At 29.8% G+C, this 22,227-nt stretch carries 21 protein-coding genes, 1 tRNA gene and 1 pseudogene; 14 read left to right on the top strand and 9 right to left on the bottom strand.

Annotation, left to right across the window (positions count from 1 at the left end; translation table 11 throughout):
- Positions 1–415: 415 nt before the first annotated feature.
- Positions 416–727, top strand: a pseudogene (locus L3J60_RS06345) (DUF2853 family protein); the annotation flags it as partial.
- A gap of 102 nt (positions 728–829) precedes the next feature.
- The gene (gene rpsA, locus L3J60_RS06340; protein ID WP_291974668.1) at positions 830–2,689 is read left to right on the top strand and encodes a 30S ribosomal protein S1; all 1,860 of its coding nucleotides are present in this window, start codon (positions 830–832) and stop codon (positions 2,687–2,689) included.
- Positions 2,690–2,746: 57 nt separating this feature from the next.
- Here the strand turns inward: rpsA and L3J60_RS06335 are convergent, their stop codons facing one another.
- The 4 genes from L3J60_RS06335 to L3J60_RS06320 all read right to left on the bottom strand — a co-directional run bounded on the left by L3J60_RS06335 (position 2,747) and on the right by L3J60_RS06320 (position 7,640).
- Positions 2,747–3,418 (bottom strand): DDE-type integrase/transposase/recombinase, encoded by a 672-nt coding sequence (locus L3J60_RS06335; protein WP_291974667.1) that lies wholly within the window; start codon positions 3,416–3,418, stop codon positions 2,747–2,749.
- A 421-nt stretch (positions 3,419–3,839) separates the two neighbouring features.
- Positions 3,840–5,456, bottom strand: coding sequence for an L-aspartate oxidase (gene nadB / locus L3J60_RS06330; RefSeq protein WP_291974653.1), 1,617 nt, complete (start codon positions 5,454–5,456; stop codon positions 3,840–3,842).
- Positions 5,457–5,468: 12 nt separating this feature from the next.
- Entirely contained in the window at positions 5,469–6,464 is a 996-nt protein-coding gene (gene nadA, locus L3J60_RS06325; RefSeq protein ID WP_291974652.1) for a quinolinate synthase NadA, read from the bottom strand.
- 123 nt (positions 6,465–6,587) lie between these two features.
- Entirely contained in the window at positions 6,588–7,640 is a 1,053-nt protein-coding gene (locus L3J60_RS06320; RefSeq protein WP_291974651.1) for a branched-chain amino acid aminotransferase, read from the bottom strand.
- Between the two features lie 264 nt (positions 7,641–7,904).
- Between L3J60_RS06320 and mnmD the strand changes: the two genes are divergently transcribed.
- Complete coding sequence (gene mnmD, locus L3J60_RS06315; protein WP_291974650.1) at positions 7,905–8,564, top strand: tRNA (5-methylaminomethyl-2-thiouridine)(34)-methyltransferase MnmD; 660 nt, start codon at positions 7,905–7,907, stop codon at positions 8,562–8,564.
- Positions 8,565–8,582: 18 nt separating this feature from the next.
- Positions 8,583–8,720 (top strand): hypothetical protein, encoded by a 138-nt coding sequence (locus tag L3J60_RS06310; RefSeq protein ID WP_291974649.1) that lies wholly within the window; start codon positions 8,583–8,585, stop codon positions 8,718–8,720.
- Here the strand turns inward: L3J60_RS06310 and L3J60_RS06305 are convergent, their stop codons facing one another.
- Together L3J60_RS06305 and L3J60_RS06300 are read right to left on the bottom strand one after the other, a co-directional pair.
- Positions 8,721–9,848 carry a glycosyltransferase gene (locus L3J60_RS06305; RefSeq protein ID WP_291974648.1) on the bottom strand — a complete coding sequence of 376 codons (1,128 nt, stop codon included), beginning with the start codon at positions 9,846–9,848 and terminating at the stop codon, positions 8,721–8,723. It lies immediately after the preceding gene.
- Positions 9,845–10,807 carry a lysylphosphatidylglycerol synthase domain-containing protein gene (locus tag L3J60_RS06300; RefSeq protein ID WP_291974647.1) on the bottom strand — a complete coding sequence of 321 codons (963 nt, stop codon included), beginning with the start codon at positions 10,805–10,807 and terminating at the stop codon, positions 9,845–9,847. The genes L3J60_RS06305 and L3J60_RS06300 overlap by 4 nt, the downstream gene beginning before the upstream one ends.
- Positions 10,808–10,832: 25 nt before the next feature.
- Here L3J60_RS06300 and ruvC point away from each other — a divergent pair, with 25 nt between their 5' ends.
- Complete coding sequence (gene ruvC / locus L3J60_RS06295) at positions 10,833–11,387, top strand: crossover junction endodeoxyribonuclease RuvC (protein ID WP_291974646.1); 555 nt, start codon at positions 10,833–10,835, stop codon at positions 11,385–11,387.
- Here the strand turns inward: ruvC and L3J60_RS06290 are convergent, their stop codons facing one another.
- Positions 11,388–11,675, bottom strand: coding sequence for an antibiotic biosynthesis monooxygenase (locus tag L3J60_RS06290; protein WP_291974645.1), 288 nt, complete (start codon positions 11,673–11,675; stop codon positions 11,388–11,390). It lies immediately after the preceding gene.
- 113 nt (positions 11,676–11,788) lie between these two features.
- Between L3J60_RS06290 and hemW the strand changes: the two genes are divergently transcribed.
- The 8 genes from hemW to L3J60_RS06250 all read left to right on the top strand — a co-directional run bounded on the left by hemW (position 11,789) and on the right by L3J60_RS06250 (position 19,368).
- Positions 11,789–12,934, top strand: a complete 1,146-nt coding sequence (gene hemW / locus L3J60_RS06285; protein WP_291974644.1) for a radical SAM family heme chaperone HemW — start codon at positions 11,789–11,791, stop codon at positions 12,932–12,934.
- Positions 12,935–13,006: 72 nt separating this feature from the next.
- The gene (locus tag L3J60_RS06280; RefSeq protein ID WP_291974643.1) at positions 13,007–13,381 is read left to right on the top strand and encodes an OsmC family protein; all 375 of its coding nucleotides are present in this window, start codon (positions 13,007–13,009) and stop codon (positions 13,379–13,381) included.
- 89 nt (positions 13,382–13,470) lie between these two features.
- Positions 13,471–14,079, top strand: a complete 609-nt coding sequence (locus tag L3J60_RS06275) for a DUF4230 domain-containing protein (protein WP_291974642.1) — start codon at positions 13,471–13,473, stop codon at positions 14,077–14,079.
- A 1-nt stretch (position 14,080) separates the two neighbouring features.
- On the top strand, positions 14,081–14,437 hold the full coding sequence (locus tag L3J60_RS06270) for an MmcQ/YjbR family DNA-binding protein (protein ID WP_291974641.1): 357 nt from the start codon (positions 14,081–14,083) through the stop codon (positions 14,435–14,437).
- A gap of 17 nt (positions 14,438–14,454) precedes the next feature.
- Positions 14,455–16,038 carry an aldehyde dehydrogenase (NADP(+)) gene (locus tag L3J60_RS06265; protein ID WP_291974640.1) on the top strand — a complete coding sequence of 528 codons (1,584 nt, stop codon included), beginning with the start codon at positions 14,455–14,457 and terminating at the stop codon, positions 16,036–16,038.
- A 4-nt stretch (positions 16,039–16,042) separates the two neighbouring features.
- Positions 16,043–17,281, top strand: a complete 1,239-nt coding sequence (locus L3J60_RS06260; protein ID WP_291974639.1) for an FAD-dependent oxidoreductase — start codon at positions 16,043–16,045, stop codon at positions 17,279–17,281.
- A 6-nt stretch (positions 17,282–17,287) separates the two neighbouring features.
- Positions 17,288–18,601 (top strand): S28 family serine protease, encoded by a 1,314-nt coding sequence (locus L3J60_RS06255; RefSeq protein WP_291974638.1) that lies wholly within the window; start codon positions 17,288–17,290, stop codon positions 18,599–18,601.
- A gap of 188 nt (positions 18,602–18,789) precedes the next feature.
- Entirely contained in the window at positions 18,790–19,368 is a 579-nt protein-coding gene (locus tag L3J60_RS06250; RefSeq protein WP_291974637.1) for an alkylphosphonate utilization protein, read from the top strand.
- Between the two features lie 507 nt (positions 19,369–19,875).
- On the opposite strand, the gene L3J60_RS06245 is transcribed toward L3J60_RS06250, so the two are convergent.
- A complete protein-coding gene (locus L3J60_RS06245; RefSeq protein WP_291974636.1) occupies positions 19,876–21,264 on the bottom strand; it encodes a dipeptidase in 1,389 nt (462 codons plus the stop codon).
- Positions 21,265–21,386: 122 nt separating this feature from the next.
- On the opposite strand from L3J60_RS06245, the gene L3J60_RS06240 reads away from it, so the two are divergent.
- Positions 21,387–21,468: transfer RNA gene (locus tag L3J60_RS06240), tRNA-Leu, on the top strand.
- A gap of 178 nt (positions 21,469–21,646) precedes the next feature.
- Here the strand turns inward: L3J60_RS06240 and L3J60_RS06235 are convergent.
- Complete coding sequence (locus L3J60_RS06235) at positions 21,647–22,207, bottom strand: hypothetical protein (RefSeq protein ID WP_291974635.1); 561 nt, start codon at positions 22,205–22,207, stop codon at positions 21,647–21,649.
- Positions 22,208–22,227: the final 20 nt, after the last annotated feature.

The raw sequence follows: 22,227 nt of genomic DNA, 5'->3' as shown, positions 1-22,227 counted from the left end.
AAACGACGTGGTTATCTCATTAAAAAGAGACAGCTATTGAAACAAGTTCAGCATGACGAAACATAATAAAACGCCATTTTTGGCATAACAAAATACAACATCATTCTCAGCTTGACTGGGAATCTTTTGAAAAGAGACAGATGCTGAAACAAGTCCAGCATAACGAAATACAACATCATTCCGCACAGGTCACTGAGTAAAGTCGAAGTGTTGATGAAGATATTTTAAAAACTTCAACTTTCAAATTTTCAGATAATTACCGTTGTTATTTCAAATATTTTTCACTAAATTTGCACTCCTTTTTACGAGAACAGATTTTAAAAGGAATTTTTTTAAAACAATGTAAACAATCTCTTGGAGTTAATATCGTTTAAAAATCTGATTAACAATAAGATACAAAAATTAAATTGGCAATATGTCAAAATTACAAGAAAAAATAGAGCTTTATACTAATGAAGCCGAAAAGTTAGGTTTAGGTTTAAACGCAGAGTTATTAGCTGCCGTAACCAAAGGATTAGGGCCTTCAATCTACAAAGAGGATGCTGAAAAAGTATCAAGTTCTGACAAAAAAGAATTAGAAACTGTTAAAAAAAACTTTTTAATTAAAAAATTAGGTTTAGAAGACAGCAAAAAATTAGATGAAGCAATTACAGTAACTATTGAAAAAATAGGTAAATCTAATAGAAATAAATACAGAGCTCTTTTTTACACCATTTTAGTAGAAGAATTAGGAATGCAATCTGTTTATGCTGAAAAACCAGCTACAGAAAAAAAAGAAAAAAAAGTAACTGAGAAACCAGTTGTTAAAAAAGAAGAAGTAGCAGAAAAAATGGTAGAGGAAAAAGTTGAAGAAAAAGTAGAAAAAGTAGCAAAAAAAACAGTTGCTAAAAAAGAAAAAATTTCTGAAGAACCAAAAGAAGAAGTTGTAGAAACACCAAAAGAAGAAAAAGTAAATCCAGAAGAATTTTTAGCAAATTTTAACTGGCATAAATACGAAGAAGGTATTGAAGCAGTTGACGAAGAAAATTTAAAAGCTTTTGAAGCCGCTTTAGAAGGTACTTTAGGAATGGTTAATGAGCGTGAAGTAATTGAAGGAACTGTAGTTAGAAAAACAGATCGTGAAGCAATTATTGATATAAACTCTAAATCAGAAGGTGTAATTTCATTAAACGAATTTCGTTACAATCCAGGTTTAAAAGTTGGTGATATTGTAGAAGTTTTAGTTGATAAACGTGAAGATAGTACAGGTCAATTAGTATTATCACATAAAAAAGCACGTGTAATTAAAGCTTGGGATCGTATTAATGCAGCTCATGAAACAGGAGAAGTAGTTAACGGTTTTGTAAAATGTAGAACCCGTGGAGGTATGATTGTAGATGTTTTTGGAATTGAAGCATTTTTACCAGGTTCTCAAATTGATGTTAAACCAATTAGAGATTACGACCAATACGTTGATAAAACTATGGAATTTAAAGTGGTAAAAGTAAACCACGAATTTAAAAACGTAGTAGTTTCTCATAAAGCACTTATTGAAGCTGATATTGAAATTCAAAAGAAAGAAATTATTAGCAAACTTGAAAAAGGACAAGTACTAGAAGGTGTTGTTAAAAACATTACATCTTATGGCGTATTTGTTGATTTAGGTGGTGTTGATGGTTTAGTACATATTACCGATTTATCTTGGTCTAGAATTAATCACCCAAGTGAAGTGGTTGAATTAGATCAAACATTAAATGTTGTAATTCTTGATTTTGATGATCAAAAAACAAGAATTCAATTAGGATTAAAACAATTAAGTGCTCATCCTTGGGAAGCTTTAGATGAAAACTTAAAAATTGGAGATAAAGTAAAAGGTAAAGTTGTAGTTATTGCAGATTATGGTGCATTTATTGAAGTAGCATCAGGCGTAGAAGGGTTAATTCACGTTTCTGAAATGTCATGGTCAACGCATTTACGTTCCGCTCAAGATTTTGTAAAGGTTGGAGATGAAATAGAAGCTCAAATATTAACATTAGATAGAGAAGATCGTAAAATGTCACTAGGTATTAAACAATTATTCCCAGATCCTTGGGCTGATATTGCTAAAAAATATCCAGTAGGTTCAACACATACAGGTATCGTTCGTAACTATACTAACTTTGGTGTTTTTGTTGAATTAGAAGAAGGTATTGACGGTTTAGTTTATATTTCTGATTTATCTTGGACTAAAAAAATTAAACACCCATCAGATTTTGTTGCGGTAGGTGATAAATTGGAAGTTCAAGTATTAGAGTTAGATGTTGAAGGGCGTAAATTAAATTTAGGTCACAAACAAACTACTGAAAATCCTTGGGATGCTTATGAAACTAAATATACTATCAATTCTGTTCATGAAGGAACTGTAAAAGAGAAAAATGATAAAGGACTTTTAGTAACGTTAGAAGATGGTGTTGAAGCATTTGTGCCAAATAGATTTACAACTAAAGAAGATGGTACTAAATTAGCTAAAGGTGATACTGATAAATTCAAAGTTATTGAATTCAACAAAGAATTTAGAAGAATTGTAGCCTCTCATTCATCAATTTATAAAGCTCAAGAAGAGAAAAATATTAAAGCTGCTCATAAAAAATCTGAAGCTACTGAAAAAACAACTCTTGGAGATTTAGGTGGCGATTTAGCTGCTCTTAAGAAAAAAATGGAAGGAAAATAAAATCCTTAACCAATGTGATGTCCTAAATAACTGTTACAAGTTTATACAAAGATAGTTTTAAATCTCCGAGAGTTGCAACTCTCGGAGATTTTTAGTTTTATAGGTTTTAATTTTTATGTTTTTTTGTTGATGCATTTGGTTTGGAGTAAGCATATTACAATACCAATGCGGTCTATTTTGGTTGCAAATTTTAACACTTTGTTTTACCAATATTTTCATTGTTTTTAAATCTAAATTTAGAGTATTAAATAAAAACTCTTGTTTAAGTATACCATTGATACGTTCAGCTACAGCATTCAGGTATGGACCATATGATTCTGTCATACTACATTTGATGTTATTTTTATAGATTACTTTTTGATACTTATTTGAACAGTATTGTAATCCTTTGTCTGAGTGATGAATCAATTCTTGATTTGGATAATTTCGATTTTTAATTGCCATTTTTAGAGCTTTAAGACTTCCTGTTGTTTCTAAACTATTATATCCCTTAATTTTCTTGGAATAAGCATCGGTTATCAAGGCTAAATACATTGGATTATTACGATGTCCCACATAAGTTATATCAGCAACCCAAACTTGTTCTGGACAAACAATTTCTAAATACTCTATACGGTTTTTATGCTTTCGGAATCTGTGATGTGAATTGGGGGTTATATGATAACTTCGCTTAGGTTTAATCAACATATGATTGGCTTTTAAAATTTTAAATAATTTATTTCTCCCAATGCCAAGAAATTCTAATTCTTCTTGTAACCTGAGTTAGATGTAAGCAAATTACTTGATTTCGATACAAAATTCTTTCAGAATTTCACTCAATCTGACGTAATTTGCAAACAAAACACGTCAATTCGAGTAATTTTCAATAGAAAATTGTATCGAGAATAGCGTTTTGAACAACTAAATCCTTATATCGAACTCAGGTTAATAACTTTTGTTCAGGTGTTTTTTCCATATTTGATGGTGTTTGATTTTCCCAATCAAAGTTACCATATTTTCTAAGCCAATTTATAATAGTACTCCTTGCCTGAATACCATACTCGCTGAGCCCCTGTTGTGGATAAGTTCCCTTGTTCTATTAATTGAACTATTTGAAGTTTTAAACTTAAACTGTAATCTTTTTGAGTCCGTTTTATCTAAATTGTTTTCATTACACTAATTTTTTGTGTAATGCTATTTCAGGACGAGACAAATCAACATTATAAAATCCGCCTCTATTTTCTTTTCTTTTTTTAGAAAATTGTGTAATTAAATAAGCTGTAGTAATTAAGTTTCGTAATTCGCATAAATCTACAGAAAGTTCTGAGTGATCATATAAGCGTTTGTTATCTTCATATAAATTCCGTAATCTTCTTTCAGCTCTTTTTAATCGTTCGTTAGAACGAACAATACCAACATAATTACTCATAATTGTTTTCACTTCATTTCTATCATGGGTAATTAATATTTTCTCCATGTTTTTCACAACACCACTGTCATTCCAGATAGGAACATTTTTGTGAAATTTAATTTTATGAAATCGTTTTGTTAAATTTAAAAAGGCATTATGTGAAAATACTAAGCCTTCTAATAATGAATTAGAAGCTAATCTATTACCTCCGTGTAAACCAGTTCTTGTTACCTCGCCACTAGCATATAAATTTTTAATAGAAGTTTTAGCTTTTTTGTTAACATTTACTCCTCCACAAATATAATGTTGTGCTGGAATCACAGGAATATAATCTGTTCTAACATCAACTCCTAAACTCAAACATTTTTCGGTAATGTTTGGAAAATGTTTTTTAAATGCGTCATAATTTAAATGAGTACAATCTAAAAACACATTAGTTGCTCCACTTTTTTTCATTTCGCTATCAATGGCTCTCGCTACAATATCACGAGGAGCCAAATCAAGCCTGTCATCATAATGATGCATAAATATTTCGCCATTAAAATTTCGTAAAATAGCACCATCCCCACGTACAGCTTCAGAAATTAAAAAAGCCGGATATTCGCCAGGATTATATAATGCAGTTGGATGAAACTGAATAAATTCAACTTCTGAAATCTCTGCTTTTGCTCTATATGCCATAGCAATTCCATCACCAGTTGCAATTACTGGGTTTGTTGTGGTACTATAAACTTGTCCGTTTCCTCCAGAAGCTAACAATGTTACTTTGGAGGAAAATGTTTTTACTTTATTCATTTTTTCATCTAAAACATAAGCTCCATAGCAAGTGATTTTTTCTTTTCTAGTGATTAGTTTTTTAGTGATTTGATGTTCAGTAATTAAATCTATTGCAAAATGAAAATCTAAAAACTCAATATTTTTAGTGTTTTTTACTTGTGCTAATAAAGCTCTTTCAATTTCTGCACCCGTAATATCTTTATGATGTAAAATACGATTTTGTGAATGTCCACCTTCTCTTCCCAAAGCATAATTACCTTCCTTATTTTTATCAAATTTTGTACCCCAATCAATTAATTCTTGTAACCTATCTGGAGCTTCTTCAATTACCATTTTTACAATATCTTCATCGCAAATTCCGTCTCCTGCAATTAAAGTATCTTCAATATGTTGATTAAAGGTATCTACAGTTTTATTCCAAACAGTGGCTACGCCACCTTGAGCATATTTGGTATTACATTCGTTTTTTTTGTTTTTGGTTACAATAGTAATTTGGGAGTTTTTAAAATGAGTACCTGTTTTTAAAGCAAAAGTTAAACCAGCAACACCAGAACCAATTATTAAAAAATCAGTTTTATAAATATTTTTGTCTGCAATCATTATCAATAAAGATTATTTTGAAAGTTCAAGCATTCGTTGAATTGGTAGTAGTGCTTTTTTGCTAAGCTCAGTATCAACTTCTACAAATGGTAATTCATATTTTAAGCAAAGATAAAGTTTTTTTAGAGTGTTCATTTTCATGTAAAAGCATTCGCTACAATTACAATTATCATCATCAACAGGAGCAGGAATTAAAATTTTATTAGGTACAGCTTGTCTCATTTTATGTAAAATACCAACTTCGGTAGCTACAATAAATTTTTTAGCTTTACTTGTTTGAACGTATTTTAAAAGTCCGGAAGTAGAACCTACATATTTAGCGACTTTCAGTAAATGAGCTTGAGATTCAGGATGTGCAATTATTTCAGCATCAGGATTTTCAGCGTATAAATTCAATATTTTTTCAATGGAAAAAGCTTCGTGAACCATACAAGCACCATCCCAAAGTAATAAATCTCTTCCTGTTTTTTTAATTATCCAGCTTCCTAAATTTTTATCAGGAGCAAAAATAATAGGTTGTTTTTTAGGGATTGAATTAATTATTTTTTCAGCATTTGATGAGGTACAAACAATATCGGTTAATGCTTTAATTTCTGCTGAAGTATTAACATAAGAAACTACCAAATGATTTGGATGTTGCTTTTTAAAAGCTGCAAAATCAGCAGGTGGACAAGAATCTGCCAAAGAACAACCTGCATTTAAATCGGGAAGTAAAACCTTTTTAGTTGGATTCAGAATTTTAGCAGTTTCAGCCATAAAATGAACACCTGCAAAAACAATAATAGCTGCATTGGTTTTAGCGGCTTCTTGTGCTAAAGCTAAACTATCGCCAACAAAATCAGCAATATCCTGAATTTCACTTTCTTGATAATAATGAGCTAAAATAATAGCATTTTTTTCTTTTCTAAGTCTATTAATTTCTGCTACATAATTAATATTTTTATCGATTTCAATATCTAAAAAACCTTTATTTCGAATATTTTTAGTTGCTTTTTCCAGCGTTGTCATAAGTTATATATTTATATATTTTAGTTCCAAAAAATATGCCAAAACAATCTAATTTTTTTAATTGTTTTGGCATTACTAATTTATAATTTTGAACGGGGGAATTCAAAAATTTCTTGTTAAAAATTATTTAACTTTATAAGTCCATCCAAAAATATCTTCAGCTTTGTTTTGTTGAATATCTGTTATGCGTTTTTTTATAAATGTTGCATAACTGTTTTCAATTTTAGGTAATTCAAAACTTTCATCGTGATGAGAAAATCCTAAAATTGGACTAACAACAGCTGCAGTACCAGCACCAAACATTTCCAATAATTCACCTTTACGAGCGGCTTTTACAACTTCGGTAACGGTTACTTTTCTAACTTCAATGTTTATTTCTTCGTGTTTACAAAGCTGTATAATACTTTTTCGGGTAATACCATCCAAAATACGATCACTTGTTGGTGCTGTAATTAGCGTGTCATTAATTCTAAAAAACACGTTCATTACACCAGCTTCTTCCAAATATTCGTGTGTACAAGAATCTGTCCAAATAACTTGTTGAAATCCTTTTTCTCGGGCTAATTTTGTAGGATAAAATGAACCAGCATAATTACCGGCAGCTTTAGCATAACCAACTCCACCATTTGCAGAACGGCTAAATTTATCTTCAATAACTACTCTAACTTCACCTGAATAATAGGATTGAACAGGAGAACATATAATCATAAATTTATAAGCATCAGAAATTGAAGCAGAAACGCAACTTTCTGTTGCAATAATAAAAGGACGAATGTATAATGAATTACCTTCTCCTTTTTTAATCCACTCGCTATCTAATTTCAATAAATTATTTAATCCATCAAAAAATAAATCTTTAGGAAAAGCAGGCATTCCTAATCGTTCTGCTGAAATATTAATACGTTTTTGGTTTTGATCAGGTCTAAACATCCAAATTTCATCATTATCATCTTTATAGGCTTTCATCCCTTCAAAAACGGCTTGTCCGTAATGAAATACTTTTGCCGAAGGATCAAGTGTTAGCGGTGCGTATGGAACAATTTTTGGTGTTTGCCATTTTCCATTTTTAAAATCACATTCAAACATATGATCGGTAAAGAAATGACCAAATGAAAGATTGCTGAAATCAACTTTTGAAATTTTAGAAGTAGTTGCTTTTTCTATATGAAGTGTCATGGTTTTGCAGAATTTGGTTCATACAAATTTACTTATTTTTTAGGTATTATTTTAATTCGTAAATGTTTAATTATTATAAATAAAGGGTAAAATTAGATTTATAATGAATACATTTCAAAAAAAAATACATTATTAACATATATTATAGATTTTGTTTTAAATAATAATAAAAATAGATTGATAAATTTATGATTAGTTGTTGGTTTTTTAAACTCATTTAAAATATTGATATTTGTTTAAGATTGGTTTATAGTTTGTGAATAAATGAAAAGAAAAATAATACTTACTAAAGATGGTTCTACAACCATTCAATTACTGGATTGGGATGAGCAATATCATTCTAAAAATGGTGCAATTCAAGAAGCAAAACATGTTTTTATAAAACAAGGATTGTTACAATTAAAATCAATTGAAATAAGTATTCTTGAAATTGGTTTTGGTACAGGTTTAAATGCTTTTATTACTTTTTTAGAAGCACAAAAAAGAGGTTTATATATTGATTATGTTGGAGTTGAAGCATATCCTGTTACAAAAAACGAATTGGATAAAATGAATTATGTTGATGTATTAAATGCAAAAAAACATGAAAAAGTATTTTCTGATATGCACCAATATAAATGGAATGAAAAGCAAACCATTTCACCTAATTTTAAGTTAACCAAAAGAAAGCAACGTTTTGAAGAAATAACAGATAAAAATATATTTAATTTAATTTATTTTGATGCTTTTGGAGCTCAAGTTCAACCAGAATTATGGACTGAAACTATTTTTAAAAAAATGTATAATGCATTAAAATTAAACGGAATTTTAGTAACTTACAGTGCTAAAGGTAGCGTTAGAAGGGCAATGCAATCCGTTGGATTTACAGTTGAAAGATTACCTGGCCCTCTAGGAAAAAGAGAAATGTTACGAGCTATCAAATAAATTTAAATTTAAAAAATTATGGTACAAAGATTTAAAAATCGTAAAAAACCAAACTATAAACGAGGCATTTTATTGGTAGTAGCCTTATTTATTATTGTTTATTTATGGATGCATGCCGATGAAATTGTTTCCGTACTGTTTTCTGCAAAAAATTAATTATTTTTTAAATACTCTGCCTTTCCATTTATAGGTTTTAAAGAGTGATATAATTCCTATAAAAATTATAAAGAAAGGATAGAATAAGCTTGAAATAATTAAATGAGAGATGCTGAGTTTATTTTTAAAATAAAGTGTAGTTTTTAATATTAAAAAGCTGTCAATTAAGAGTTTAAAAATAAAAATGAAAAAAAATAAGTACCATAATGTAGGTTTGAAAATTGCTGAAATCAATACTAAAACTAGCAGTAAATTTTCGAACAGAACAATAATTCCAACCAACTTTGAAAAAGTATTTTTGTACGAAGTAGCTTTAGAAGTCCACCGGATTTGTTGATGGATAAAATCACTCCAATTTGTTAGTGTTTTTGTAAGAACTAAACTAGCGTTACTTTTTAAATAATGAACTTTATTAGGAAAGTGTATAATCATTTTTTCTAACAAAAAAACGTCATCTCCACTGGCAATTTTTGTATTTCCTTCAAAACCTTTTACTTTTAAAAAAGCAGCTTTGTTATAGCATAAGTTTGCTCCATTACACATTAAAGGCCTTTTAATTCCAAAACTTCCAATAGTGGTTCCAATTAAACTTGTAAAGTTCAAATTTTGAAAATGAAATAAAAAGCTATTTTGTCTTTCAAATAAAACAGGTGCAGCAATAAATATTGTGTCGTTTTTTTGGATAAATTCATTAAAAGCAGTTAGCCAATTATTTGGTGCTTTACAATCAGCATCGGTAGTAATAATCCAATTAAATTGAGCCTTGTTAATAGCCGTATTTAAAGCATCTTTTTTTGGAGAATTTGAGACTCGAATGTTATTAATAACTTGAATATTTAAGGCTGAATTTTCCTTTTTAAAAATATCAATTATGGATTTAAAATCATCAGAAGAATCATCATTCACTAAAATAATTTCAAAAAAATTAGGAGGATAGGTTTGGTTTGATAATGAATGAAGTAATACTGGTAAATGATTAGTTTCATTTCTAAAAGGAACAATAATTGTGAATTTTATTTTTGGTGATAAATTTGATAGATTAAAATCAGGTAGTTTAGAAAAACCTAAAATAAAAGCACCAATTAAGATGATATAAAAACTTGATATAACCAGTGCTAAAATGATCATGTTTCTTTAGGAATTTTAAAATTTAGCACAAAAATACTACCTAAAATTGCAGGGATTGCAAAGTTAAGAACCCACATAAAAGTAGTTACAGTAACTATTGTTAGTGCAGAAATATGAACCAAACTAAAAAGCCAAAGGGCAATACTTCCTTTAACTGCCCAATCAAATAAACTTAAACTGGGAATTATGGAGGCGATAAAATACATCGCAAAAATTAAGCTAATTGCATCAAAATATGGAATTTGAACTCCAAATAACAACAATAAAAAATAAAATTGATGAGAGAAAATAAGATATCTTCCTAATGAAAAGGCTAAGGTTGACCAAATAATATCTTTTGATATATTATTTATATAATAATAGAGTTTTTTAAAATACGAATTAATTCGATTTGACAAGCTGGTTTTATTTAACAATACTATTAAACTTGAGGCGGAAAAAATAAAAATCACAAATTTAAATAGGTTAATTTTCGGAATTTCTAAAGTGTAATTAAAAATCAAAAACAGTAATCCAAATAACCCGAATAAAACCGTAATGGTTAATTGTGATAAATTTCCTATTAAATTTAAAACAACTATTTTTTTTCGATATTTTTTAGTAAAGTAAAGTGCTTTTGCACCGTATTCTCCAATTCTATTCGGTGTAATTAATGATACGGTTAATGAGCCTAGGCACTGCTCATAAGCTTCAAAAAATGTGATTTTTTTTTCAACAGAAACCAATGTTTTCCATTTAAAAATTTCTAACAACCAATTAGCATCGGTAAAAAGTAATAACAATAAAATCAACCATAAATTGTGAGCTATTAAAATCTGAAATTGATTTACTAATTGCAACATAGAAATAGATCCATTTCCTATCATTTTATTGTAAATAAAATATAGTGCCGCAATTACTATAGCTAATTTAAAAACTAATAGTATTGATGATTTATATTTATTGAAGATATTGTACATTTGATTTTTACAAAGAAACCATTTTTTGAGCACAGAAAAAATAATATTAGGTATTGATCCCGGAACTACAATAATGGGTTTTGGTTTGATAAAAGTAGTGGATAAAAAAATAGAATTAATTTGTTTAGATGAATTGTTATTGAAAAAATATGATAATCATTACATAAAATTAAAATTAATTTTTGAACGAACAATTCAACTTATTGAAACCTATCATCCTGATGAAATTGCTATTGAAGCTCCTTTTTTTGGTAAAAATGTGCAATCAATGCTTAAACTAGGAAGAGCTCAAGGAGTTGCTATGGCGGCTGGATTATTGCGTGAAATTCCTATAACAGAGTATTCTCCTAAAAAAATTAAAATGGCAATTACAGGTAATGGAAATGCGAGTAAAGAGCAGGTTGCCAAGATGCTGCAAAATTTAGTGAATTTAAAAACATTACCTAAAAATTTAGATGCAACCGATGGACTAGCTGCAGCAGTTTGCCATTTTTATAACAGCGGAAAAGTAGGTGTTCAAAAAAATTATACAGGTTGGGCAGCCTTTGTTAAACAAAATGAAAAGCGAGTAAAAAAGTAATTATACAATTACATCGCATTCATAAGTGTCTATTTTTTTTTCTAGAACAAGATCTCTTAAAAGATGAAAATGTTGATGATCTTTAGAGTTTTCCATTTTTTCCTTATCTTTTATAGAGTTCCAATATTCAATTAAATAATATTTAAACTCATTATTTTTATCTTTAAAAATATGAAAATGGTCTAATCCTGCAGGTTTGGCTTCAGTTAATTCCTCAAATTTTTGCAATTCTACAAATGAAATACCTTCGCCTTCTTTAACTTTAAATGAAACAATATGTGCGTACATAATAATTAGTTTTACTCAAATTTAGGAAACAATTTTAATAAAAAAGGTAACAAAAATCACGTTTTATGTTTTTTTATAAAGCTGTACATTTAGCAAATAAAATTAAGTAGTAATTGGCAGGAATTTATATTCACATACCATTTTGTAAACAAGCTTGTTTGTATTGCGATTTTCACTTTTCAGTTTCCTTAAAAAGAAAAGATGAAATGTTACAAGCCATTTTAAAAGAGTTAGAAATTCGTAAAAATGAACTTAAAAATGAAAAAGTTGAAACTATCTATTTTGGTGGAGGAACTCCTTCAATTTTAACCTCTGATGAATTGAAAGCTGTTTTTAATGTAATTTATAGCAATTATGATATTGTTAAAAATGCTGAAATTACTTTAGAAGCTAATCCTGATGATTTAACTACTTACAAAATTAAAGAACTAGCAAAACTTCCAATTAACCGATTAAGTATTGGCATTCAATCTTTTTTTGAAGAAGATTTGAAATTTATGAATAGAGCACATACTGCGGAAGAATCTAAGAAATGTTTAATAGAAGCTCAAAAATATTTTGATAATATTACCATAGATTTAATTTATGGAATACCAGGAATGAGTTTAGAAAAATGGAAATCAAATTTAAAAACAGCTTTTGATTTTGGTGTGCCTCATATATCAAGTTATGCTTTAACGGTTGAAGAAAAAACGGCTTTACATCATTTAATAAAAAAAGGAAAAGTTTCACCATTAGATGAAGAATTAGCCTTAGAACATTTTAATATTTTGGTAGAAGAAACCGAAAAAAAAGGACTTGTTCACTATGAAATTTCAAATTTTGGAAAGCCTGATTATTTTTCAAAACATAATACTGCATATTGGAATGGAGAAAAATATATGGGTATTGGCCCTTCCGCACATTCTTATAATGGAAAATCTAGAGGCTGGAATGTAACTAATAATGCAAAATACATAAAAGCTATTTTAGCCAATAAATTACCCATTGAATATGAAATTTTAAGTAAGGAGAATCAGTTTAACGAATATGTTATGACGGGTTTACGAACTATTTGGGGCGTTTCATTAACTAAAATTTCTAACGATTTTGGTGAAAATTTTACTAAAGAATTACTTAAAAATGCTCAGAAATTTATAAAAACAGATTTACTAGAAATAATTTCTAATAATACTACTACAGAAATATTAGTAACTACAAAAAAAGGAAAATTCTTAGCCGATGGCATTGCATCAGATTTGTTTATAATAAAAGCTTAATTACTATGTAGTTATAGTTACATATAAGATTTAAAAGTTGTCCTAATTTTGCCGAATAAAAAATAAAACAATATGGATTTAATTATAAATTTTGACAACAACGGACGAATTGTTCCATCAATGAATGGTAATGAAATAACCATGAACGAATCACCTTTTCTAATCTTTTTAGCAACTGCAGGTATGTGTTCCGCAGTTTATGTAAGAGCATTTATGCAACAAAGAGGAATGTCGTTAGAAGGAGTAAGTTTAACACAACGTATGGATTATAATCAAATGACTAATATGGTAAAAACCATTGATATGATTATTGATTTACCAGAAGGATTTCCAGAAAAATATAGAGAAACCATAAAAAAAGTAGTAGCTCAGTGCCCTGTAAAACGTCATTTGGCAGAACCGCCCGTATTTAATGTTATTCCCAATTTAAAAACAGTTTTGGAATAATTGTAAAAACTAAATTTCCCTAATTTAAGCAGCTTTTATAGCTGCTTTTTTTATATTAAAAAAACAAATTAATTTAGTAATTTTAATTTATGGAAATATTTTTAGGAATTGTATTAGGTTCGTTGCTTACTTATTGGGGATTATCATATTATCAGCATAAAAACAAGGCTCATAAAATAGAATCGCAAGCAATAATTTTAATTGAAAAAATTAAAAGTGTCTGTAAATTAATAACGGTTGAAGGAGATTTTGCTGAAATTTATCATTATGAAGATACTAAAAATCGCTTTTTAAATATTATTATTAGTAAAAAGAAAGCAATTTTATTAGTAAATGCAACAGCTCATATCGGTTTTGATTTATCGCAAATTAAATTAGAGGCAAATAATAAAACTCAAGAAATTATATTAACTCATTTCCCTGAACCTAAAATTTTAACCATTGAAACCGATGTTAAATATTATGATAAAAAGGATGGTTTTTTTAATAAGTTTGAAGCAAATGATTTAACCGAATTAAACAAAGCTTCTAAAAAATTTATAATTAATAAAATACCCGAAAGCGGTTTGTTAATTACAGCAAAGAAAGAAGCCTTTGACACCGTTTTAATGATTGAAAAATTAATTGAAATATCAGGTTGGAAACTAAATTATGCTCAACTTCATTTACCAAATAATGAAACTGAAAAGTTAAATTAATATGAACATCGAAGAATTTAGAGCATATTGTTTAGCTAAAAAATACGTTACCGAAAGTTTTCCGTTTGATGAAAAAACTTTAGTATTTAAAGTGGCTGGTAAACTATTTGCCTTATCTGGTTTAGAGCATCATCCGGCAAAAGTAAATTTAAAATGTGATCCTGAAAAAGCAATTATTTTAAGAGAAGAATATGAAGATATTATAGCGGGATTCCACATGAATAAAAAACACTGGAATACCATAACTATTGAAAGTAATTTATCTAATAAATTAATAAAAGAATTAATTGATCATTCGTATAATTTGGTAGTAAAAAGTTTGCCAAAAAAGAAGCAAAAAGAATTAGGTTTTTTATAATATTTTAAAATTTAAATATGATAACAGGAAAAAATTATATTGGAAATGTATTGTCTTCAATAGGTTTAACAACTTTTAAAACCGTCAATCCAAAAAAAAATATTGAAAATGAATATATTTTTGTTGAAGCTTCAATAGCTGAAATTGAAGTTGCGGTATCCTTGGCAAATGAAGCTTTTAAAAAATACAGAACAGTTTCAGGAAAACAAAAAAGTAATTTTTTAAATGAAATTGCCAATCAGATTGAAATTTTAGGTGATGACCTTATTGAAATTTATTGTGAGGAATCTGGCTTAACTAAAGAAAGAGCAATTTCGGAAAGAAGTAGAACTATTTTTCAATTAAAATCTTTTGCCAATTTAGTAAAGGAAGGTTCTTGGGTAAATGCTATCATCGAAAATTCAGATGTTAATAGAAAACCAGTTCCAAAAGTCGATTTACGAAAAATGACTATTCCTTTGGGTCCAGTAGTTATTTTTGGAGCAAGTAATTTTCCGCTAGCTTATTCAACAGCAGGTGGAGATACTGCAGCAGCATTAGCTGCAGGTTGTCCTGTAATTGTTAAGTCGCATCCAATGCACGCCGGCACGGGTGAATTAGTTGCATCTGCAATAATAAAAGCTGCAGAAATTACCGAAATGCCAAATGGCGTATTTTCAAATTTAAATAGTAGTGGAATTGAAGTTGGTACTATATTAGTTCAACATCCTCAAATTAAAGCAGTAGGTTTTACAGGAAGTGTTCAAGGTGGCAGAGCTTTATTTAATTTAGCAAGTCAACGACCTGAACCTATTCCAGTTTTTGCCGAAATGGGTAGTGTAAATCCTGTTGTTTTATTTCCAAAAGCATTGCAAAATAAAGCTGAAGAATGGGCGGAAACCTATGCGAATTCAGTTACTTTAGGTAGCGGACAATTTTGTACCAATCCTGGATTAATGTTAGGAATTAAAAGTGCTGAATTAACCAATTTTATAAACACTTTAGCTGAAAAAATTGCTAAAAAGGAACCAACTTGTATGTTACATCCTGCCATTTATAAAGCTTTTGAAACTAAAAAAGAGCAAATAATAAATCAAGAAGGTGTTCATTCATTAGTTGAAAATTCAACCGATGGTATTCAAAATTTTGGAAGACCATCAGTTTTGAAAGTTGATGGAACTCAATTTTTACAAAACACCAAATTACATCAAGAAGTATTTGGACCATTTTCTTTAGTGGTACAATGTGAAAATTTAAATCAGTTAGAAGAAATTATTTCTAAATTAGAAGGTCAATTAACAGGAACTATAATAGCTGATTCAGAAGAATTAAACTCTTATAAATCCATAGTAGAAGCACTTCAAAATAGAGTGGGTCGTATTATTTTTAATGGAGTATCAACAGGCGTTGAAGTTTCTGAGGCTATGCAGCACGGAGGTCCTTATCCAGCCTCAACGGATAGTAGATTTACAGCTGTCGGAGTTCAATCTATTAAACGTTGGGTGCGTCCAATTAGTTTTCAAAATTGGCCAAATAATTTATTACCAGATGAATTAAAAAATGAAAATCCATTGCATATTTCACGTTTAGTTGATGGAAAACAAACCACTAAAAATAATTGATTTAATGAAAAATGTTATCATTATTGGTGGAGGTATTATAGGGTTATCTTGTGCCTTTTATCTTAAAAATGAAGGTCACCAAGTTATTATTATAGATCAATCTGATATTTCATCAGGAGCTTCATTTGTCAACGCGGGTTATATATCTCCAAGTCATGTAATTCCTCTTTCAGCACCCGGAATGGTTTCAGATGGATTAAAAATGATGTTTAATTCATCAAGTCCGTTTTATTTAAAACCTAGATTGGATTTAGATTTATTTAAGTGGGCTTGGAATTTTAATAAAAATGCAACTGAAAAACATGTTATAAAATCTATTCCTATAATAAAAGATCTCTCTTTTTTTAGTAAAGCATTATATCTTGAAATTAAAAAGGCTAATATTTTTGATTTTCAATTTGAGCAAAAAGGTGTTTTAATGAGTTATCAATCTTCAAAATTTGAAAAAAAAGAAGCTTATTTGGCAAAAATGGCTAAAGAACAAGGCTTGGAAGTACACCATATTGATAAAAAAAGATTGGAAGAAATAGAACCTGAAATGAAAGCTGAAGGAGCGTATCATTATTTATGTGATGCACACTCAACTCCAGATATTTTTATGAGAAATTTTAAAGAATATCTTAAAAGTAAAGGAGTACAATTTCATAAGAATGAAAAGGTATTGAATTTTGTAAAAAATGGTAAAAAAGTAAGTAAGTTAATTACTAATAAACAGGAATACAATTTAGATGAACTAGTGATTGCTGCTGGTTCCTGGAGTCCAATAGTTGCAAAAAAATTAAACATTCCATTATTGGTTCAGGCAGGTAAAGGGTATCGAATAAATGTGGTAAAAAATACAAGTATCAATTTTCCTGCAATTTTAACCGATAGAAATGTTGCCGTTACGCCAATGGACGGATTTACAAGGTTTGGTGGAACTATGGAAATTGCAGGGATAAACAATCATATAAATCAAAAAAGAGTTCAAGCAATTGCAAATGCAGGTAAGGCATTTTATCCAAACCTTACTTTTTCCCAAGAAGAAAAACAAGATGCAGCCTCCGGATTACGTCCGGTTTCTCCCGATGGTTTACCTTATATTGGGCGAACTAAAAAATACAATAATGTTTGTATAGCAACAGGGCATGCTATGATGGGTTGGAGCCAAGGTCCGGCAACTGGAAAATTAATTTCGGAAGTAATTTCTAATAAAAAAACTTTCATTAATTTAGTCCCTTTTTCAATAGAACGATTTAATTAAATACCTATGAAAATATACAAATCTCTTATTTTTTTTATTGCAATTAGTTTTTCATTTATTTCTTGTAGAGTTAATCTTGCTCCCATTGAAATACTAACCATACAGCAAAAATTGCAGCAACTTTTTCCGGATGCTGAAATTACTAAAATAGATACTAAAGACCATTTCACAAAAGCTTTTCAATTGGTTATAAATGAGCCTTTAGATCATAATAATCTAAAAGCCGGAACCTTTAAACATTATGTTTACTTGTCTCATGCTTCTTTTAAAAAACCAACAGTTTTAGTTACAGAAGGTTATAGTGCAAGGCCAAGAACGTATGAATTGACTAAAATTTTAAAAGGAAATCAAGTGCAAGTAGAATATCGGTTTTACGGTAAGTCTAGACCAGATTCAATACCTTGGAAATATTTAAAAAATAATCAGGCAATTGAAGATTATCATCAACTTGTAACTAAGCTAAAAACTCTTTATACAGGTAAATGGCTTTCTACCGGAATTAGTAAAGGTGGCGAAACGGTTTTGATTTATAAATCTAAATATCCGTATGATGTAGATGTAGCTGTTCCTTATGTGGCACCCTTGATTAATGGACAAGAAGATGAACGAACGCAACAACATATTAATACCGTTGGAAGTAAAGATTGTAGAGCAAAAATTGTTGAATTTCAACGACAAGTTTTACAAAAGAGAGATAGTGTTTTATTGGAAATAAATAATTATGCTAAAGCTAAAAAGATGAAATTTACTCAACTTTCTCAAGAGGAAGCTTTGGAATATGCCGTTTTAGAATTTCCATTTTCTTTTTGGCAATGGGGAGGAAAGTGTGATGAAATTCCGAGGGTTAATGCTACCGCAAAAGAACAATTTAAGTACTTAAATAAAATTGCAGGAATTGGTTTTTATGATGATAAAACCTATTATAATTTATTGCCAAGTTATTATCAACATGAAACCGAATTAGGTTATTACGGATTTGATACAGAGCCTGTAAAAGATTTATTAAAAGTGGTAAAACATCCTACCAATAAACGATTTGCACCTAAAAATGTAGCTTTAACTTTTAATCCTAATTACATTAAAAAAGTTAGAGATTATGTTGAAAATCAGGGAAATAAAATTCTTTATATTTATGGCGAATACGATACTTGGGGAGCTTGTGCACCAAACCCAAAACCTCATGTAAACTTTTTAAAAATGGTTTTAAAAGGAGGTTCTCATAAAACCAGAATTAAAGATTTTTCTGCTAAAGATCAACAACTAATTTATGATAAATTGCAAAATTGGTTAGGATATAGCGTTACTATTTATCCGTTGTAATAGTGAAGAACTCTTTTTTTTTGCGTTAGGGATAGTAGTGGAAAACCCACAGCGGTAGCGAGGATTTGTAGCGAATAGCCCGACCATTTTTTATCAAAAAAATGGTAACGCCCAAATAGGTACTATTTTATAATGATTTGCTTAATTGCTATTAAAGTGTACTTTTGCAACCGTAAAAACTAGAAAAAATGAGTGTGAATAAAACGTTAGAAGAGCGAAGTGGAGGATGTTGCGAATTGTGTGGAAGTAAAGAAAATTTAGGTGTTTATAAAGTACCTCCGGCTCCAAAAGGAACGGTTGATGACAGCATTTATGTTTGTGCAATTTGTAAAAATCAAATAGAAAATCCGGATAATACAGAAGCAAATCACTGGCGTTGTTTAAATGATAGCATGTGGAGTGAAATTGCTGCAGTTCAGGTAGTTGCTTGGAGAATGTTGACGCGTTTGCGTGCTGAAGGCTGGCCTCAGGATTTGTTAGATATGCTATATTTAGATAATGAAAATTTAAAATGGGCAAAAGCTACGGGTGAGGGAGATGCACCAGAGGATAAAGTAATTCACAGAGATGTAAACGGTGTAGTTTTGCAAACAGGCGATTCAGTAGTTTTAATAAAAGATTTGAAAGTGAAAGGATCGAGTTTGGTTGCTAAACAAGGAACTGCCGTAAGAAGAATTTCACTAGACCCAGATAATGCGGAATATATTGAAGGTAAAGTTGGACCAACGCAAATTGTAATTATCACTAAATATGTGAAGAAAATTTAAGATTTAAAATAAATTACTGTTTAAAAAATCTTTGAAAGCATCATTCTGAACTTGGTTCAGAATCCCATTATTTTGTTTTCTAAAACTTTGAGAACCTGAAATAACACTTCGACAAGCTCAGTGTGACATTTGTTCGTTATTGTGAGGAGTAAAACGACGTGGCAATCTCATCCAAAGAAACAGATTGCCACAGTTTTTTTAAAAACTTCGCAATGACGTATTTAATAAGAGATTCTTCCTGCACTCAGCATAACTGTTCCTTAACAAGCATTGTCCCCTTGAGGGACCTTTTGGGTGTTTTTAAATAGATTCTTCGACAAGCTCAGTGTGACATTTGTTCGTTATTGTGAGGAGTAAAACGACGTGGCAATCTCATCCAAAGAAACAGATTGCCACAGTTTTTTTTAAAAACTTCGCAATGACATATTTAATATGATATTCTTCAATTGTGTTCAGTGTGATATTGTTAAGAATGACACTTTCAAAGATTTATTAAACAGCATTTTATTACTTACTCGTTTCCGTGTAATATTTGTAAAACAACGGAATAGTTTCAATTCCTTTTAAGTAATTAAATACTCCAAAATGTTCGTTTGGAGAATGAATAGCATCGCTATCTAATCCAAATCCCATTAAAATGGATTTACTTTTTAATTCATCTTCAAATAGGGCTACAATTGGAATACTTCCGCCTGAACGTTGTGGAATTGGTGTAACTCCAAAAGTATCGGTGTAGGCTTTACTTGCAGCTTGGTAGGCAACAGTATCAATTGGCGTAACATAACCTTGTCCGCCGTGATGTTCAGTAACTTTAATTTTTACTGCTTTTGGAGCAATACTTTCAAAGTGCTTTTTAAATAGTTTGGTAATTTCTTTCCAATCTTGATTAGGAACTAAACGCATTGAAATTTTAGCATACGCTTTACTAGCAATTACGGTTTTTGCACCTTCACCAGTATAACCTCCCCAAATTCCGTTAACATCTAAGGTTGGGCGAATTGAGTTTCGTTCGTTGGTGGTGTAACCAGTTTCGCCATAAACTTCATCAATATCTAATGCTTTTTTATATTCTTCTAGTGAAAAAGGAGCTTTTGCCATTTCGGCACGTTCTTTGGCAGATAATTCTTCCACTTTATCATAAAACCCAGGAATGGTAATGTGATTGTTTTCATCGTGTAAAGAAGCAATCATTTTAGTCAAAATATTTATAGGATTTGCTACAGCACCACCGTATAATCCAGAATGTAAATCACGATTAGGACCTGTAACTTCAACTTCAACATAACTCAATCCGCGTAAACCTGTAGTTATGGAAGGTTGCGTATTAGAAATCATACCAGTATCGGAAATTAAAATGATATCGTTAGCTAATTTTTCATGATTTCTTTTAACAAACCAGCCTAAACTAGTAGAACCAACTTCTTCTTCACCTTCAATCATAAATTTTACGTTACAAGGTAAGTTATTGTTTTTGGTCATATATTCTAATGCTTTTACGTGCATATACATTTGACCTTTATCATCACAAGCACCACGAGCATAAATAGCTCCATCAGGATGAGTTTTAGTTTTTTTAATTATTGGTTCAAAAGGAGGTGAATCCCAAAGTTCAATTGGGTCTGCAGGTTGCACATCATAATGTCCGTAAACTAAAATAGTGGGTAAATTTTTATCGATAATTTTTTCGCCATAAACAATTGGGTTTCCTGGTGTTTCGCAAACTTCAACTTTAGAACAGCCTGCATTTTGTAAGGCTTTTTCAACTGCTTCAGCCGTTTTTAAAATCGCTGGTTGGTATTCAGAATCTGCACTAATTGAAGGTATTTTGAGTAATTCAATTAATTCATTAAGAAGTTGTTCTTTATTTTGAGTGATATAAGATTTTAAATTTTTCATAATTAGATGTGTTTTATACTTTCAAAAATAGCAATTATTATTCGATAAATACCTTATAAAAAAAATTAACAAGTACTTTGCAAATAATAAGTATTGTGTATATTTGCAACTGCAATTAAAAAGCGGGCGTGGTGGAATTGGTAGACACGCTAGACTTAGGATCTAGTGCCGCGAGGTGTGAGAGTTCGAGTCTCTCCGCCCGCACAGAGCTCTTCAGAAATGGAGGGCTTTTTTTGTTGAATAAAGATGGTTGATATTAAATAGGAAAGGAGAGATGAGAAGTTTATCCTGAACGTAGCCGAAGGGAGTCTCTCCGCCCGCACAAAAAAAGTTTCTCATTTTTGAGAAGCTTTTTTATTTTAAGTCAAAATTTCAGGATAGATTAATATCTGTTCATACCTTGTCCTCTTCTACTTCTCATTCCTTGGTTTTGCATTGGAGGTCTGGAAGGTGCTTTAGGTTTTAATGCTTCTTTTTTGCGTTTTACGTATTTTGACCAAGCTTTTAATTGTTTTGCATTTAACCGGATTTTAAATTCTTTATCTAAAACATTTTGAGCTTTGGCTACTTTATCTTTTAAAGGTTGCAAGGTTTCATCTACTTTTATTTTTGCTTCTTTAAGTATGTTAATGTCATTACTTAATTTTGCTTCTTGGCTTTTTTGATTTATAAAAAGTTTTACAGAAGTAAAAATATCTGTATTAAAAATTTTGAGTTCATTAATTTTTTGGTTGTACTTATCAATAGCTTGTTCAACAATAATCTTATTTTCAGACTTTTTTACTTTTATTCTTTTTATAACCTCATCACTATCATAAGGAACAATACCTGCCAATTTTTTTACATTTACATGAAAATTACCATTGCCAGAGTGACTCCCTTTTTGTTGCGAAAATGCAATAGTAGAAGTTAGTATAAAAATAATTATAAAAATTTTATTCATGAGATTTATAAATTTTTTGT

This window comes from Lutibacter sp., from assembly GCF_021647475.1.
GTDB lineage: Bacteria > Bacteroidota > Bacteroidia > Flavobacteriales > Flavobacteriaceae > Lutibacter.
Note: the sequence above shows the minus strand (reverse complement) of the source record. Positions and strands in the feature narration are given on the sequence as shown.

Bases quoted from the DNA above. Each gene is read 5' to 3' on its own strand.
- rpsA (WP_291974668.1), top strand. From the start codon at position 830: ATGGTAGAGGAAAAAGTTGAAGAAAAAGTAGAAAAAGTAGCAAAAAAA.
- nadB (WP_291974653.1), bottom strand. From the start codon at position 5,456: ATGATTGCAGACAAAAATATTTATAAAACTGATTTTTTAATAATTGGT.
- nadA (WP_291974652.1), bottom strand. From the start codon at position 6,464: ATGACAACGCTGGAAAAAGCAACTAAAAATATTCGAAATAAAGGTTTT.
- L3J60_RS06320 (WP_291974651.1), bottom strand. From the start codon at position 7,640: ATGACACTTCATATAGAAAAAGCAACTACTTCTAAAATTTCAAAAGTT.
- mnmD (WP_291974650.1), top strand. From the start codon at position 7,905: ATGAAAAGAAAAATAATACTTACTAAAGATGGTTCTACAACCATTCAA.
- L3J60_RS06310 (WP_291974649.1), top strand. From the start codon at position 8,583: ATGGTACAAAGATTTAAAAATCGTAAAAAACCAAACTATAAACGAGGC.
- L3J60_RS06305 (WP_291974648.1), bottom strand. From the start codon at position 9,848: ATGATCATTTTAGCACTGGTTATATCAAGTTTTTATATCATCTTAATT.
- L3J60_RS06300 (WP_291974647.1), bottom strand. From the start codon at position 10,807: ATGTACAATATCTTCAATAAATATAAATCATCAATACTATTAGTTTTT.
- L3J60_RS06290 (WP_291974645.1), bottom strand. From the start codon at position 11,675: ATGTACGCACATATTGTTTCATTTAAAGTTAAAGAAGGCGAAGGTATT.
- L3J60_RS06280 (WP_291974643.1), top strand. From the start codon at position 13,007: ATGGATTTAATTATAAATTTTGACAACAACGGACGAATTGTTCCATCA.
- L3J60_RS06275 (WP_291974642.1), top strand. From the start codon at position 13,471: ATGGAAATATTTTTAGGAATTGTATTAGGTTCGTTGCTTACTTATTGG.
- L3J60_RS06270 (WP_291974641.1), top strand. From the start codon at position 14,081: ATGAACATCGAAGAATTTAGAGCATATTGTTTAGCTAAAAAATACGTT.
- L3J60_RS06265 (WP_291974640.1), top strand. From the start codon at position 14,455: ATGATAACAGGAAAAAATTATATTGGAAATGTATTGTCTTCAATAGGT.
- L3J60_RS06260 (WP_291974639.1), top strand. From the start codon at position 16,043: ATGAAAAATGTTATCATTATTGGTGGAGGTATTATAGGGTTATCTTGT.
- L3J60_RS06255 (WP_291974638.1), top strand. From the start codon at position 17,288: ATGAAAATATACAAATCTCTTATTTTTTTTATTGCAATTAGTTTTTCA.
- L3J60_RS06250 (WP_291974637.1), top strand. From the start codon at position 18,790: ATGAGTGTGAATAAAACGTTAGAAGAGCGAAGTGGAGGATGTTGCGAA.
- L3J60_RS06245 (WP_291974636.1), bottom strand. From the start codon at position 21,264: ATGAAAAATTTAAAATCTTATATCACTCAAAATAAAGAACAACTTCTT.
- L3J60_RS06235 (WP_291974635.1), bottom strand. From the start codon at position 22,207: ATGAATAAAATTTTTATAATTATTTTTATACTAACTTCTACTATTGCA.